Raw genomic sequence first — 12407 nt, 5'->3', positions numbered from 1 at the left:
CGCTGGAGAGGGGACAGTGACTTCATGGACAGAGAAGCACTCGACTGGAACCGCACGCTGCGCGAGCAGGCGGAGTGGCATTGGAACCATCACCTCAGGCCCCGATTCGACGGCCTCACCGACGACGAATACCTCTGGTCACCGGTGCCGGACGCCTGGAGCGTGCGGCCCCGCGGCACTTCGACGGCGCCCGTGCAGGCCGGCGCCGGGAATTTCACGATCGACTACGCCTTTCCCGAGCCGTCCCCCGCGCCCTTCACCACGATCGCCTGGCGACTCGGCCACGTCATCGTCGGCGTGCTCGCCATGCGCAACGCGGCGCACTTCGGCGCGCCGCCGGCGTCGTACGAGACCTGGGAGTACGCCGGCGGCGCGGCCACCGCGCTCGACCAGCTCGAGACCCAGCTCGACGTCTGGCTGGCCGGGGTGCGCGGCCTCGGCGAGGACGGGCTCCTGGTCCCGGTCGGCGACAAGGAGCCCTACCCCGACGCGCCCATGGCCGACCTGGTGCTGCACATCCACCGGGAGCTGATCCACCACCTGTCGGAGGTCTGCCTGCTGCGCGACCTCTACCTGCGCACGCAGGCCACCGCGAACGGAGCGACCCGATGAGCCGCGAGATCCAGGTCACCTTCGACGCCCACGACCCGAAGGCGCTGTCGACCTTCTGGCGTGACGTGCTGGGTTACGTCCATCCCGGCCCTCCCGGGGTCGACGTGCCCGAGGGAGCCGACCCGCTGGCCGCGTGGGACGACTTCCTCGCGCGGGCCGGCGTGCCGGAGGACCAGCGCAACATGGCGTCGGCCGTCGAGGATCCCGACGGGCCGGGCCCGCGGCTGTTCTTCCAGCGGGTGCCGGAGGACAAAGTGGCCAAGAACCGCGTTCACCTCGACGTCCGCGCGGCTCCGGGACTGGAGGGAGACGAGCGGATGGCGGCGCTGGAGGCCGAGTGCGACCGGCTCGTCGCGTTGGGCGCGACGCGGGTCCGCCGCCACGAACCCGATCTCCCGATGAGCGCCGGCTTCATCGTGATGACCGACCCCGAGGGCAACGACTTCTGCCTGGACTGACCCGCCCCCGCAGGAACGGGGGCGGGTCGTCAGTCGAAAAGGGTCAGGCCGAGCAGTCCCGCCAGGCGGTTCAGCTGCGGCTGAGCGTTGCGGATGGTGGCTGAGCCGCCGGAGGCGAAGGACTGCAGGGCCCGGACGGCCGACACGTCGGCGAAGGTGACGCCGCTGACGTCGATGATCAGTTGATCGTCGATGTAGCGGGCCTCGGTCAGCGTGCGCAGGACCTCTCCGCTGTTGCTGGAGTCGATCTCACCGATGAGATTGATCACGGAGGGCCCGGCTTTGACGGTGCAGGTGACCTGCAGGATGTCATCCACGTACAACAGGTGCTCCGGCGTGGGCGGAGGCGCTGACAACACCATGTCGCCCTCGTCGGCGCACAAGGTGTCGGGTGTCGTCGTGTGACGGTCTCGGCGCACGTGCCGAGCCGCGCTCGTCGGGCGACGCGATCCGTAAGCCGGTCGCGGCTTGACGGTATGCCTCGCGTGCGACATCGCATCCCCCCTGATCCTCACGGGGTCCAAACCTGGGCGGCTGGACACCTCTACGGTAAACTAGTAAGAACAATACCGGAATAGCTTTTCGGCAATCAAACTTCGCGCAACGAGCTGCAGGTCACCGTATACTGCTGGTCAGCTCAACGCCGGGAGGAGCCGCACGGGGATGGACAACGAGGGCACGCGTCGCACAGCATGGACGTTCCTGACCAACCATGCCCGGGTGCTCCTGGCGATCGCCGTCGACCCGCAAGTGCGGGTCCGTGACATCGCCGCATCGATCGGCATCACCGAGCGCGCGGCCCAGAGCATCGTCTCCGACCTGGAGGGGGCCGGCTACATCCAGCGCAACAGGGTCGGCCGCCGCAACCACTACCACATCGAGCCCGGCCTGAGATTCCGCCACCACACCGAGGCCGACATGCCCGTGCAGGCGCTGATCGACATCTTCACCCACCGCGAGCTACCCGATGGCGGCACCTCCACCCTCGCGACGACCGAGGAGCGGGGCCAGGCCCGCTAGCCGCTGGACACGGCCGACGCCGATCTGTCACTATTCATCCATGATCGTGAGAAAGGACGACGCCACCCGCATCCGGTGAGCGTCCACGTGCAGCGGGAAGCTGCCGCAATCCGCGAAACATGGCTGGGCCGGGCGTTGTCGACGCGGCCCGCCGACCGTCCGGCCGCAGAGGCCGCCATCTCAGGGCTCTACCGCCTGATCGGCCTGCCCCCACCCCGTTTCCACTGGGTCTCGTCGCCCGCCAAGGGCCTGGCGACCGTGCCGCCGGGGACCCGCGCCTGGGAGACCGTCGACCGCCTGGCCGAGTGGCCCGTGCCCGGACGGCTGTCCACGCTGGCGAGCACGCTGCGCCACGAGCTCGACGCACGGACCAGACAGCGTCAGCAGCCGCTCGACCAGGTCATCCGCCGTACGACGTTCTTCCCGCTCCAGCGGTCCGTCACCAGCACCCTCGTCCCGGCGTTGAACGCGGCGCACGAGTCGCCGGTGCTCCGGCGCGTCTGGTACGACACGCTGTACGTCTCCTGGATCGCCGAGTACGACGCGCTGCGCCGTGCCGCCGGCGCGGTCTTCACCGGCGAGCAGCTGCGCCGTCTCGACCTGTGGACGGCCGCGACCACGTCGTGCGGCTGGTGGTGGCCCAGGGAGGACACGTGCGTGGTCTCCGAACGTCCCGTCGCCCTGCACACCGAGGTGTGGGGCGAGAACGGCGAGGTCCGGCCGCACTGCGCGGACGGCCCGGCCGTGCGGTACGCGGACGGCTGGGACCTGCACGCCTGGCACGGCATGCCGGTGCCCGCCTGGGTGATCACGGATCCGAGCGTGCGGCGGATCGCGGACGAGCCGAACGTGGAGGTCAGGCGGTGCGCGATCGAGCACATGGGCTGGGCCTCGTACGTCGAGAAGGCCAGGCTGCGGCTCGTCGCCGCCGCGCCCGACCCCGGCAATCCGGGCTGCGAGCTGCAGCTCTACGACATGCGAGGGGGAACGAGGGTGCTCCTCGCCGTCAACGGATCCGTCGAACGCGACGGCCACCGGCGCCGCTACGGGCTCACCGTGCCGGCCTTCGACGATCCGATCGCCGCCGCCGGCTGGACCTACGGGCTGTCCGCCGAGCACTACTCCGGACTCCAGCGCAGAACCTGAGGTGATGACCATGAACGTGACTCTTGCTTCCCTGACCCGGCGGACCGGGCTCACCGTGCTCGACCACCTCGAGCAGTCGGTCCGCATCCCCGTCGTCGACGGCCTCCAGGCCCAGGGCGACCTGATCGTCATCCCGCTCGCGATGGTCGCCGGCTCCGTCAGGGCCCGGCCCGGCGCCAGGTGGGAGCCGGTGCCGTCGGCGGGCGTCGAGCTGCTGCGCGGCGAGGCCGGCGGCAACCCGCACACGCTCGTCGCCGACCCCGGCACGTGCCTGTGGACGGACCAGGTGCTGGACTCCGACCGGCTGGCGATCGGCATGTTCCAGGCGCAGGCCACCGTCTACCTGCTGCACCCCGAGCATGGAGGAACGGGGTGCGCGCCGGGCACGTACGTGGTGCGGCGGCAGCGCGAGCGCGAAGGCCGCAGGATGCGCCTCGTCGCCGACTGACCCCGATCGCTCAGGCGCGCAGGCCGTGGGCCTCCGCCAGGAGCTCGGCCGAGCGCATCCAGGCCTTCCTGTCGACGGCCGCGAAGGCGACGATCAGCTCGTCGGCCCGGGCGTGCTCGGCGAAGCGGGCGACGTAAGCCTCGACCTCGGCCGGGTTGCCGACGGCGGAGTATTTGGCCATCTGCACGATCTGCTGCCCGGCCGGCGACTCCAGGATCATGTCGGCCTCCTCCTGCGTGAACGTGCGCCCCCGGCCGAGGAACCGGGTCACCCTGAGCCGCTTGGAGGCCAGGAACTGCTCCTCGGCCTCCTCCGTCGTCTCGGCGGCGATCACGTTGAGCGCCGCGATGACGTGCGGCCGGTCGAGCTGCGCGGACGGCTTGAAGTCGCGCCGGTAGACGGCCACGGCCTCCTCCAGCGCGTTGGGCGCGAAGTGCGAGGCGAACGCGTACGGCAGGCCGAGGGCCGCCGCGAGCTGGGCGCCGAACAGGGAGGAGCCGAGGATGTAGAGCGGCACGTCGGTGCCCTTGCCGGGGGTGGCGTCGACGCCGGGGATGCGGGACTCGCCCGTCAGGTAGCCCTGCAGTTCGAGCACGTCCTGCGGGAACGAATCGGCGGAGGCGGGGCTGCGGCGCAGGGCGCGCATGGTCTGCTGGTCGCTGCCCGGCGCCCGGCCGAGGCCGAGGTCGATGCGCCCGGGGTGGAGGGTCTCCAGGGTGCCGAACTGCTCGGCGATGGTCAGCGGCGCGTGGTTGGGGAGCATGACGCCGCCCGCGCCGAGGCGGATGGTGCTGGTGTGCGCGGCGACGTGGGCGATCAGCACGCTCGTCGCCGAGGAGGCGATGCTCGGCATGTTGTGGTGCTCGGCGTACCAGATGCGCTTGTAGCCGAGCTCTTCCGCGCGCTGGGCGAGCGCCACGCTCGCGGTGAAGCTGTCGCGCGCCGTCTCGCCCTCGCCGATGTGCGCTAGATCAAGAATGGACAGCGGCAGAGCCATGGGTACGCGCCTTTCGAGGAGTGCGGATGGCTCTGTGCAACATCGTGCGGGACGCGGATATTTCGCCGGGCCCCGGCGGGGCCCGGCGATCGATCAGGAAGCGGTGCAGGTGAGGCCGGACGGCGTGCCGTTCTGACCGCTGTGAGCGGCGAGGAAGCCGAACGTGGTGCTGCCGCCCGCCGCCACGGCGCCGTTCCAGCCGAGGTTGGTGACGGAGACGGAGCCGCCGCCGCCGGACAGGGTGCCGTTCCAGAGTTGCGAGATCGTCTGCCCGTCGGGGAACGTCCAGCCGACCTGCCAGCCGCCGAGCGGGGACGAGCCCGTGTTCGTGACGGTGACCTCGCCCTGGAAGCCGCCCTGCCACTCGCTCGTCACCTTGTACGTCGCCGTGCACCCGCCGGGGCCTGCCGTGGGGGTCACGGTGGGTGTCACGGTCGGCGTGACCGTGGGGCTGACCGTGGGCGAGGGCGCGGCCATGGCCAGGTCGTACGCCCGCTGCGGCACGAACTGCCCGGCGGCCGCGATGCACCCGTCGGCCTCGCCGGGCGGCTTGACCCACAGGAAGGCGGCGATGGCCGCGTCACCCGTGTCCGTGGTGCTCCAGATGCCCGTCGCGCGTCCTGGCGGGTCGCACCACTCGCTGCCGGAAGGGCCGTTGCCGTTGCGGCTGGTGTCGATGACCGCCTTCAGCCCGGACACGCCGGTCGCCGCGATCACGCTCTTCGCGTACGACACCAGGCCGGGCGTGGACCGGTAGTTGGAGGTGTTGACCGCGATGCCGTCGGCGCTGCCGGCAACGTCGGCGCCGTTCAGCCTGGCCGCGGCCTCCGAGGCGGACAGCCAGGCGTCGTGCCCGACGTCGAAGTACACCTTGGCCTGCGACGACGTGGCCCTGAACTTCTTGCCCGCGTACGCCATGGAGGCCTGGACCTCGGCCTGCTCGGAGGAGTTCATGCAGTTGGACATGATCGCCAGCGCGTCGGGCTCCAGCACGATGGTCGCGGGCCGGCCGCCGAGCCCGGCGGCGATCTCGTCGATCCAGCCCCGGTAGGCGGCGTGGTCGGGGGCGCCGCCCGCGCTGGCGCCGCCGCAGTCGCGGTTCGGCATGGCGTACACGACCATGATGGGGTTCTTGCCCGCCGCCGCTGCCGCGCCGACGTACGCGTCGACCTGGCCGCGCACGGTCGAGGGGTTGTACGTGGCGAACCACCTGCCCTGCGGCACGGCGGCGATCCGGTCCCTGATCACGGGCGTACGGCTGTCGCCCGGGTTGGCGGCCACCCATTCGGCGGCGTTCGTCTGGGGATCCACGTAGAAAGCGGAGTCGGCGGCCCTGGCTGTGGACGAGGAGAGGACGACCGCCCCCGCGGCGGCCGTGGCGGCCGCGGCGAGGAGCACCGCCAACAGGGGCTTCCTGCGAGACATGGGTTTTACTCCGTCCGTCGTGTGGGAGCGCTCCCACCGGCACTCCGGATCGTAGGTAGCCATCCCCGCCCGCACCAAGACATCGGATCGATCATCACGCCATAACCCCAGGCCAGAGCCGCCTCGGGAGCTGAAACTTTCAGCCGGCCAGGCACGCCTCGAAGACCGCGGTGAGGCGGTCGACGTCGGCCGGCGTGGGCTCCTGCGGGCCGAGGCGGCGGCGGGTGGCGCCGATGCCCAGGAAGACTGCGGTGGCCATGCGAGCCCTGACCAGCGCGTCGGGACCGTCGAGGTGCTCGACGATGGGATTGAGCACGGCGGTGATGAGGCGCTCACGGGCCACGGCCCGCACCTCGGGGTGGGCCGCGGAACGTTCGAGCGCCCGCAGGATCGGGCTGTCCGGCGGTCGCCGCATGCGCTCGGCGGCGTATTCGGCCAGCCGGCGCGGCAGGGCTTCCGCGTCTCCCTCGAACAGGTTGCCGAGCGTCGGCTCGCCCTGCAGGACGGCGTCGAAGAGCCCGGCCTTGGAGCCGAAATAGCGGCCCACCAGGGCGACGTTGGCCTCGGCCGCCGCGGCGATCATGCGTACGGTCACCGTCTCGTAGCCGTGCTCACCGAACAAGGTGCGGGCCGCCTGCAAGATGCGCTCGCGCGTGGCCTCCCGGTCGCGCGGCCTGGCTCCCGCCTCCGTTGCCTGGGCGTCCATACCAGAACTCTAGTCGGCGGCGCGTGGGCGACGACCCACTTGCCGCGCGGCTAGTAAACGGGCGTATACTCCACCGGGTAAGGACGTTTTCAAGGGGGATGTGGTGTCTTGGTAGCCCAGGCACATACCGCGACCTCCACGAAGCGGCAGTACACCCACCGCGAAATTCTCGAGATCATGTCCGGGCTGATGCTCGCGATGCTCACGTCGATGATCTCGACTTCCGTGGTGGGCACCGCGCTGCCGACGATCGTGGGGGAACTCGGCGGTCAGGACCAGTACTCGTGGGTCGCGAGCGCGACCATGCTGACGATGACGGTGTCCACGCCGTTGTGGGGGAAACTGTCCGACCTGTTCGGGCGCAAGCTGCTCTTCCAGACCGCGCTGGGATTGTTCGTCGCCGCATCGGCCGTCGCCGGGATGTCCCAGGACATGGGGCAGCTCATCGCGGCGCGGGCCGTGCAGGGCCTGGGTGTCGGCGGCCTGTCGGCGCTGTCCCAGGTGATCCTCGGCGACATCGTCTCGCCCCGCGAGCGCGGCCGGTACTCCGGCTACATGGGGGCGGTCTTCGGCATCTCCACGGTCGCGGGGCCGCTGCTCGGCGGGTTCATCGTGGACGCCGACTGGCTGGGCTGGCGCTGGTGCTTCTACGTGGTCGTGCCGTTCGCCATCGTGTCCTTCCTGGTGATCCAGAAGGTGCTGAAACTTCCGGTCGTCAAGCGGAAGACCTCGGTCGACATCTGGGGCGCGACGACCATCACGGCCAGCGCGAGCGCGCTCATGCTGCTGCTGACGCTCGGCGGCAACGAGTTCGAGTGGAACTCGGTCTGGACCTATTTCCTCGCCGCGATCGGCCTGCTCATGCTGGCGCTCGCCGTGCTGTCCGAGCGGACCGCGCGCGACCCCATCCTGCCGCCGCGGCTGTTCCGCAACCGTACGTTCGTGCTCACCAGCCTCGCCTCGCTCTTCGTGGGCATGGCGATGTTCGGCGCGATGATCTACCTGCCGCAGTATCTGCAGATCGTCAAGGGCCTCAGCCCGACGGACTCCGGTCTGATGACGCTGCCCATGGTGGCTGCGCTGTTCGTGTCCGGCGTGGTCTCCGGGAAGATCGTCACCAAGACCGGCAGGTGGAAGCTCTTCCCTGTCGCGGGCCTGCTGGTGGTGGCCGCCGGGCTGCTCCTGCTGTCCAGGCTGCACGTCGACTCCAGCGAGTGGCTCATCGGGTTCGACGTCGCGGTGCTGGGCACCGGGCTCGGCATGTCCATGCAGATGCTGATCCTGGCCGCCCAGAACGGCTCCGAGCCGCGTGACATGGCCTCCACCACGTCGGGTGTCTCGTTCTTCCGCTCGCTGGGCGGCGCAGTCGGCGTGGCCGCGTTCGGCGCGATCCTGACCAACCGGCTCAAGGACGAGATGGCCGAGATGCTGCGGGCCGCGCACATCGCGCTGCCCGGCGGCTCCGAGGTCAAGCTCGGCAGCCCCGACGCCATCCAGCGGCTGCCCGAGCCGATCAGACACATCGTGCTGGAGTCGTTCACGCGCGGCCTGGAAACCGTGTTCATGGTGGGCGTGCCCATCGCCCTGCTCGGGTTCGTGGCCACGATCTTCCTCAAGGAGCTGCCGCTGCGCGGGTCGACCATGGCGGCGCCGCCCGACCCCAAGCCGCTCAGCAAGGACGACCTGGTGCTGGCCGGGCTGCTGCTGGAGCTCGTGGCCCAGCGTATCGAGCGGACGAACGGCGAGCGCTCCGCGCTGCTCACCGCGGTCGCGAGGATGGCGCCGCCGGACGGCCGCTCCGAGCGGGAACGGGCCAGGTCGGTCGCCCAGGACGTGTTGCGGCCCACCTCACGCGCCCTGATCGCGCAGGCCGCGCCACCGCAGAAAGACCTTGTAACGGGAGGAATCTCGCAATGATTCGCAAGTTTGTCGGCGCCGTCACGGCCGCCCTGGCCGCCCTGGCCGGGCTGTGGCTGATGATCGCGCCTTTCGCCCTCGGCACCCAGCCGGAGACGGGCGACTGGACGGACGCCACCCGGTCCGAGTTCTTCACCGGCCTCGGCGTGGCCGTCGTGGGGCTGGCGGGCACGATCGCGTTCGTGCTGGCCATCCACGCGGACCTGGTGGCGCGCGGCCTGGTGGAGGTGAGGCGGCGCGTCCCCGAGCCGGTGCCCGAGCCGGTGCCCGCCCCCGCGCCGCAGGCGTCGTCCGCGGAGCTGGCCACCCTGCTCGCCCCCCTCGTCGAGGCGTTGCGCGAGGACTTGACCAACACCCCGCGTTCGAGCGGCGACCACCGCCCGAACGGCAAGGGATCCCTGGTGGGAGTGGAGGAGAACCGTTGAAGGCCAAGCTGGGCGTATCCGCCCTCGTCCTGTTGTTCCTCGGCGGCCTGTGGCTCGTCGCGGCCCCCTTCGTGGTCGGCTACCAGCCACGCGGCGCGGCCTACGCGGACGCGACCGTCAACGACCTGTGGCTCGGCGGCTCGATCGCCGCGCTCTCGTTCGTGTCCCTCGTGATCTACGCGGCCGACGCGCTGCGCGAGCTGACCCGCCGCGGCAAGCACGCCGACGCCTGACGAGAGACAAGCCGTGTTCGGCAGTGGCACGGACCCCCACTGGGAGCCGTTGGAAGGCCGGCTCCCCGCAGGGCGGTTCGAGATCGGCAAGGACGGCGCCGGCCTTCTCGTCGTGGGATACGACGGATCGGGCCCGAGCCGCAACGCGCTCGCGTACGCGGCCGGGCTCGCCCGGAGAGACGACGCCGCGCTCGTCGTCGCCTTCGTGGAGTCGCTCTACAGCCCGTCACTGTGGTTCTTCGCCGGGTCGCCCGTCATCCCCGACGCGGCGGCCGACCTGACCGAGGACCTCAGGGACGAACTGAAGGGCGCGGGCGTCCCCTGGCGGTTCGTCAGCGTGCGCGGTGACGCGGCGCGCGAGCTGGAGACGCTGGCGGGCGCCTACCGGGCCGACGCCATCGTGGTGGGCCGCTCGCGCTCCCGCCTGGGCGGCTCGGTCGCGGCCAAGCTGGCCAAACGGGCTCGCCGTACGGTGCTGGTCGTCCCCTGACCTGCTCCGACGTCGCATATGGTGGCCAGATGAAACGTACTGCCGCCATGGCGTTCGTGGTGCTCGCGTCCGTTTCGTGTGGAGCTCAGGAGCAGGGCGCGTCGCCCACGACCTCCGTTCCCGTCCCTCCCGCGTCCGATCCGGCACACGAGACGCCCAGGCCCGTGGCCGTCACGCCCACGTCGAAGCCGGCGGGCCCGCCGCCGTTCAGCTCCAAGGTCTCCCGGGTCACCCGCGACCGGCTGCCGTACTCATGGCAGGCCGGCTGCCCGGTCTCCTACCGCGACCTGCGGCTGGTCACGCTGACGTACTGGGGGTTCGACGACAAGCCGCACACCGGGGAGCTGGTGGTGCGCAAGACGGTCACCGACGACATCGAGACGGTCTTCGAGAAGTTGTACGACTGGCGCTGGCCGATCCGGCAGATGAAGCTGGTCGACGCGTACAAAGCGGACGACTACGACTCGATCGACGCCGACAACACCTCGGCCTTCAACTGCCGCCGGGCCACCGGATCGAGCAACTGGTCCAATCACGCCTATGGGGAAGCGATAGACATCAATCCCCGCGAGAACCCCTATGTCACCGCAAGTGGCAACACTGCACACCAAAATGCGAAAAAGTTCACTGAGCGCCCGACCAAGGGTAAAGGTGTGATAAATCCTGGTGACAAGGTCGTCAAGGCGTTCGCCCGGGTCGGCTGGGAGTGGGGCGGCTACTGGTCGGGCACCAAGGACTACCAGCATTTCTCCAAGGGCGGAGGCTGAGCATCACGCCATGACGGCCAGAGACGGCGACGGCTGGACCGAATGCGCCCTGGGGCACCGCCACTGGGGCATCCACGGCGCGTCGGGGCTTCTCGTCGTACACCATGACGACCGCGGCGTCCCGCACGTGCTCATGCAGAAACGCGCCGTGTGGAGCCACCACGGCGGCACGTGGGGCCTGCCGGGCGGAGCCCGCGACAGCCACGAGGACGCCGTCACCAGCGCGCTGCGCGAGGCCCGCGAGGAGGCCGCGCTCGCCGGCGACGCGCTCCGCGTGCAGGGCGTCTACCTCGACGACCACGGCGGGTGGGTGTTCGAGACGGTGATCGCCGAGTCGGCCGAGCTGCTGGCCGCGGCGCCCGCCAACGCCGAGAGCGACGAGCTGCGCTGGCTGCCGCTGCCCGAGGTCACCGGCAGGAACCTCCATCCGGGCTTCGCCGCGACCTGGGGCGAGGTGCAGGCGGCGATCAAGCCCGAGATCATCGTCCTCGACGTGGCCAACATCGTCGGCGCGCGGGCCGAGCACGGCTGGTGGCACGACCGGCTCGGCGCGGCGACCCGCCTGCTCCAGGACGTCTCCCGGCGCCGTCTGGCGCATCCGGTGCTGGCCCAGTGGTTCCCCAGGATGGTGGCCGTCGTCGAGGGCGCGGCGAGGAACGCGCCGGACGTCCCGGGCATCCAGGTGGTCGCCGCCACCGGCAGCGGCGACGACGCGATCGTCGACGTCGTACGCAGGGCCAGGCCGTGGGAGCGCGTGGTCGTCGTCACCGCCGACCGAGAGCTGAAGGAGCGGGTCGGCGCGCTGGGGGCCGAGACCATGGGCCCGAAGTGGCTGCTGGCCCAGCTCGGCGCGTAGGGCCCGCGGGTGGCCCGGGCATGCGAGGCAGGTGCGGGCGGGTCAGCAGTCGGCGGACGCGACGCTGTCGAAGGCGGCACCGAGGCGCGTCACGTCGAGCACCCGCTGCAGCACGCCGTGCACCCCGACGAGCCGTAACGACCCGGCGTGCTCGGCCACCCTGCGCCGGTGCTCCACCAGCACCCACAACCCGCTGGAGTCACAGAACTCGAGCCTGGAGGTGTCGATGACGACCTGCACGAAGCCCTCGGTGTAGAGCTTGACCAGCCACTCCTTGAGCAGCGGCGCCGTGAGCTTGTCGAGGTCACCGTCGAGCCGCACCAGCGCGCGGCACCGCCCGCGCTCCACCTCGACGTCGAGATCCGCCACCTCCTGAACGTACACCCCTGCCACCACAGCCGCTATCGTGGTTTCCGCACGGGAGGGTTCGCATAGTGGACGAGTGCAGCCGCCTTGAAAGCGGCCAGGTCAGCGATGGCCTCGTGGGTTCGAATCCCACACCCTCCGCCACGCTTCAGAGCTGCTGAAGTGCCGTTGAGGGCCGCCCCGCCGGGTCGTCCGGCCGGCGGGGCGAGCCGTGTCACTACAGGTCCCCGCGCAGCCACCGCTCGATCTCGGCCTCCGGCGCGTGCTCGTCCAGCGGCGGCACGGACACGCTGGTGGCCCACCCCACCAGCAGGCGCACGAACTCCTCGTCCTCGTCGTCGGCCTGGCCGTGGACATGGAACCAGGTGATCAGCGCGGCCGCGTTCGGCGCCTGCGCGTCGCACGCCGGGCACAGCACCACCCCCGTGCGCCCAGCCACCCGCCCGCCTTCCCTGTTGGCCCACCCGTACGGGACCCGGGCCCACAGCAGCGCCTCACCGCGGCAGCGCGGGCACACAGGCGGCTCTGCCGACGTCACCAC

17 protein-coding genes and 1 tRNA gene are annotated in these 12407 nt (G+C 70.9%); 12 read left to right on the top strand and 6 right to left on the bottom strand.

Annotation, left to right across the window (positions count from 1 at the left end; genetic code table 11):
• Positions 1-24: 24 nt before the first annotated feature.
• On the top strand, positions 25-612 hold the full coding sequence (locus E1292_RS00425) for a DinB family protein (RefSeq protein WP_132590780.1): 588 nt from the start codon (positions 25-27) through the stop codon (positions 610-612).
• The gene (locus E1292_RS00420; protein ID WP_132590778.1) at positions 609-1070 is read left to right on the top strand and encodes a VOC family protein; all 462 of its coding nucleotides are present in this window, start codon (positions 609-611) and stop codon (positions 1068-1070) included. The genes E1292_RS00425 and E1292_RS00420 overlap by 4 nt, the downstream gene beginning before the upstream one ends.
• Positions 1071-1099: 29 nt before the next feature.
• Here E1292_RS00420 and E1292_RS00415 read toward each other — a convergent pair whose 3' ends face one another.
• Positions 1100-1489 carry an STAS domain-containing protein gene (locus E1292_RS00415; protein WP_165974295.1) on the bottom strand — a complete coding sequence of 130 codons (390 nt, stop codon included), beginning with the start codon at positions 1487-1489 and terminating at the stop codon, positions 1100-1102.
• 244 nt (positions 1490-1733) lie between these two features.
• Here E1292_RS00415 and E1292_RS00410 point away from each other — a divergent pair, with 244 nt between their 5' ends.
• The 3 genes from E1292_RS00410 (at position 1734) to E1292_RS00400 (ending at position 3684) form a co-directional block, all read left to right on the top strand.
• Positions 1734-2090 (top strand): helix-turn-helix transcriptional regulator, encoded by a 357-nt coding sequence (locus E1292_RS00410; RefSeq protein WP_132590774.1) that lies wholly within the window; start codon positions 1734-1736, stop codon positions 2088-2090.
• Positions 2091-2165: 75 nt separating this feature from the next.
• Positions 2166-3236 (top strand): DUF6745 domain-containing protein, encoded by a 1071-nt coding sequence (locus E1292_RS00405; RefSeq protein ID WP_132590772.1) that lies wholly within the window; start codon positions 2166-2168, stop codon positions 3234-3236.
• 10 nt (positions 3237-3246) lie between these two features.
• Positions 3247-3684, top strand: coding sequence for a DUF8820 family protein (locus E1292_RS00400; RefSeq protein ID WP_220446584.1), 438 nt, complete (start codon positions 3247-3249; stop codon positions 3682-3684).
• 10 nt (positions 3685-3694) lie between these two features.
• Here E1292_RS00400 and E1292_RS00395 read toward each other — a convergent pair whose 3' ends face one another.
• From E1292_RS00395 to E1292_RS00385, 3 genes are all read right to left on the bottom strand, one after another.
• Positions 3695-4681 carry an LLM class flavin-dependent oxidoreductase gene (locus tag E1292_RS00395; protein ID WP_132590768.1) on the bottom strand — a complete coding sequence of 329 codons (987 nt, stop codon included), beginning with the start codon at positions 4679-4681 and terminating at the stop codon, positions 3695-3697.
• 93 nt (positions 4682-4774) lie between these two features.
• On the bottom strand, positions 4775-6106 hold the full coding sequence (locus E1292_RS00390) for a glycoside hydrolase family 6 protein (protein ID WP_132590766.1): 1332 nt from the start codon (positions 6104-6106) through the stop codon (positions 4775-4777).
• Positions 6107-6245: 139 nt separating this feature from the next.
• Positions 6246-6812, bottom strand: coding sequence for a TetR/AcrR family transcriptional regulator (locus E1292_RS00385; RefSeq protein WP_132590764.1), 567 nt, complete (start codon positions 6810-6812; stop codon positions 6246-6248).
• A 108-nt stretch (positions 6813-6920) separates the two neighbouring features.
• Here E1292_RS00385 and E1292_RS00380 point away from each other — a divergent pair, with 108 nt between their 5' ends.
• From E1292_RS00380 to E1292_RS00355, 6 genes are read left to right on the top strand one after another with little or no spacing between them, the layout of a single operon-like run.
• Positions 6921-8729 carry an MDR family MFS transporter gene (locus E1292_RS00380; protein ID WP_132590762.1) on the top strand — a complete coding sequence of 603 codons (1809 nt, stop codon included), beginning with the start codon at positions 6921-6923 and terminating at the stop codon, positions 8727-8729.
• On the top strand, positions 8726-9154 hold the full coding sequence (locus E1292_RS50745) for a hypothetical protein (RefSeq protein ID WP_165974294.1): 429 nt from the start codon (positions 8726-8728) through the stop codon (positions 9152-9154). Before E1292_RS00380 ends, E1292_RS50745 begins: the two co-directional genes overlap by 4 nt.
• Positions 9151-9387: an SPW repeat protein gene (locus E1292_RS00370; RefSeq protein ID WP_132590760.1), complete on the top strand. Its 237-nt coding sequence runs from the start codon at positions 9151-9153 to the stop codon at positions 9385-9387. Before E1292_RS50745 ends, E1292_RS00370 begins: the two co-directional genes overlap by 4 nt.
• Before the next feature lie 13 nt (positions 9388-9400).
• On the top strand, positions 9401-9877 hold the full coding sequence (locus E1292_RS00365) for a universal stress protein (RefSeq protein WP_132590758.1): 477 nt from the start codon (positions 9401-9403) through the stop codon (positions 9875-9877).
• Between the two features lie 29 nt (positions 9878-9906).
• Positions 9907-10644 carry a M15 family metallopeptidase gene (locus E1292_RS00360; protein WP_246089810.1) on the top strand — a complete coding sequence of 246 codons (738 nt, stop codon included), beginning with the start codon at positions 9907-9909 and terminating at the stop codon, positions 10642-10644.
• Positions 10645-10654: 10 nt separating this feature from the next.
• Positions 10655-11500 carry an NUDIX hydrolase gene (locus E1292_RS00355; protein WP_132590756.1) on the top strand — a complete coding sequence of 282 codons (846 nt, stop codon included), beginning with the start codon at positions 10655-10657 and terminating at the stop codon, positions 11498-11500.
• A gap of 42 nt (positions 11501-11542) precedes the next feature.
• Here the strand turns inward: E1292_RS00355 and E1292_RS00350 are convergent, their stop codons facing one another.
• Positions 11543-11896 carry an STAS domain-containing protein gene (locus E1292_RS00350; protein WP_165974293.1) on the bottom strand — a complete coding sequence of 118 codons (354 nt, stop codon included), beginning with the start codon at positions 11894-11896 and terminating at the stop codon, positions 11543-11545.
• Positions 11897-11920: 24 nt separating this feature from the next.
• On the opposite strand from E1292_RS00350, the gene E1292_RS00345 reads away from it, so the two are divergent.
• Positions 11921-12010, top strand: a tRNA-Ser gene (locus E1292_RS00345).
• Positions 12011-12083: 73 nt separating this feature from the next.
• On the opposite strand, the gene E1292_RS50740 is transcribed toward E1292_RS00345, so the two are convergent.
• Positions 12084-12404: a DUF6300 family protein gene (locus tag E1292_RS50740; RefSeq protein ID WP_165974292.1), complete on the bottom strand. Its 321-nt coding sequence runs from the start codon at positions 12402-12404 to the stop codon at positions 12084-12086.
• Between the last annotated feature and the right edge of the window lie 3 nt (positions 12405-12407).

The sequence above is a fragment of the Nonomuraea deserti genome, from assembly GCF_004348685.1.
GTDB lineage: Bacteria > Actinomycetota > Actinomycetes > Streptosporangiales > Streptosporangiaceae > Nonomuraea > Nonomuraea deserti.
Note: the sequence above shows the minus strand (reverse complement) of the source record. Positions and strands in the feature narration are given on the sequence as shown.

Coding starts and splice junctions, on each gene's coding strand:
- E1292_RS00410 (WP_132590774.1), top strand. CDS start 1,734: ATGGACAACGAGGGCACGCGTCGCACAGCATGGACGTTCCTGACCAAC.
- E1292_RS00425 (WP_132590780.1), top strand. CDS start 25: ATGGACAGAGAAGCACTCGACTGGAACCGCACGCTGCGCGAGCAGGCG.
- E1292_RS00390 (WP_132590766.1), bottom strand. CDS start 6,106: ATGTCTCGCAGGAAGCCCCTGTTGGCGGTGCTCCTCGCCGCGGCCGCC.
- E1292_RS00395 (WP_132590768.1), bottom strand. CDS start 4,681: ATGGCTCTGCCGCTGTCCATTCTTGATCTAGCGCACATCGGCGAGGGC.
- E1292_RS00360 (WP_246089810.1), top strand. CDS start 9,907: ATGAAACGTACTGCCGCCATGGCGTTCGTGGTGCTCGCGTCCGTTTCG.
- E1292_RS00400 (WP_220446584.1), top strand. CDS start 3,247: ATGAACGTGACTCTTGCTTCCCTGACCCGGCGGACCGGGCTCACCGTG.
- E1292_RS00420 (WP_132590778.1), top strand. CDS start 609: ATGAGCCGCGAGATCCAGGTCACCTTCGACGCCCACGACCCGAAGGCG.
- E1292_RS50745 (WP_165974294.1), top strand. CDS start 8,726: ATGATTCGCAAGTTTGTCGGCGCCGTCACGGCCGCCCTGGCCGCCCTG.
- E1292_RS00385 (WP_132590764.1), bottom strand. CDS start 6,812: ATGGACGCCCAGGCAACGGAGGCGGGAGCCAGGCCGCGCGACCGGGAG.
- E1292_RS00355 (WP_132590756.1), top strand. CDS start 10,655: ATGACGGCCAGAGACGGCGACGGCTGGACCGAATGCGCCCTGGGGCAC.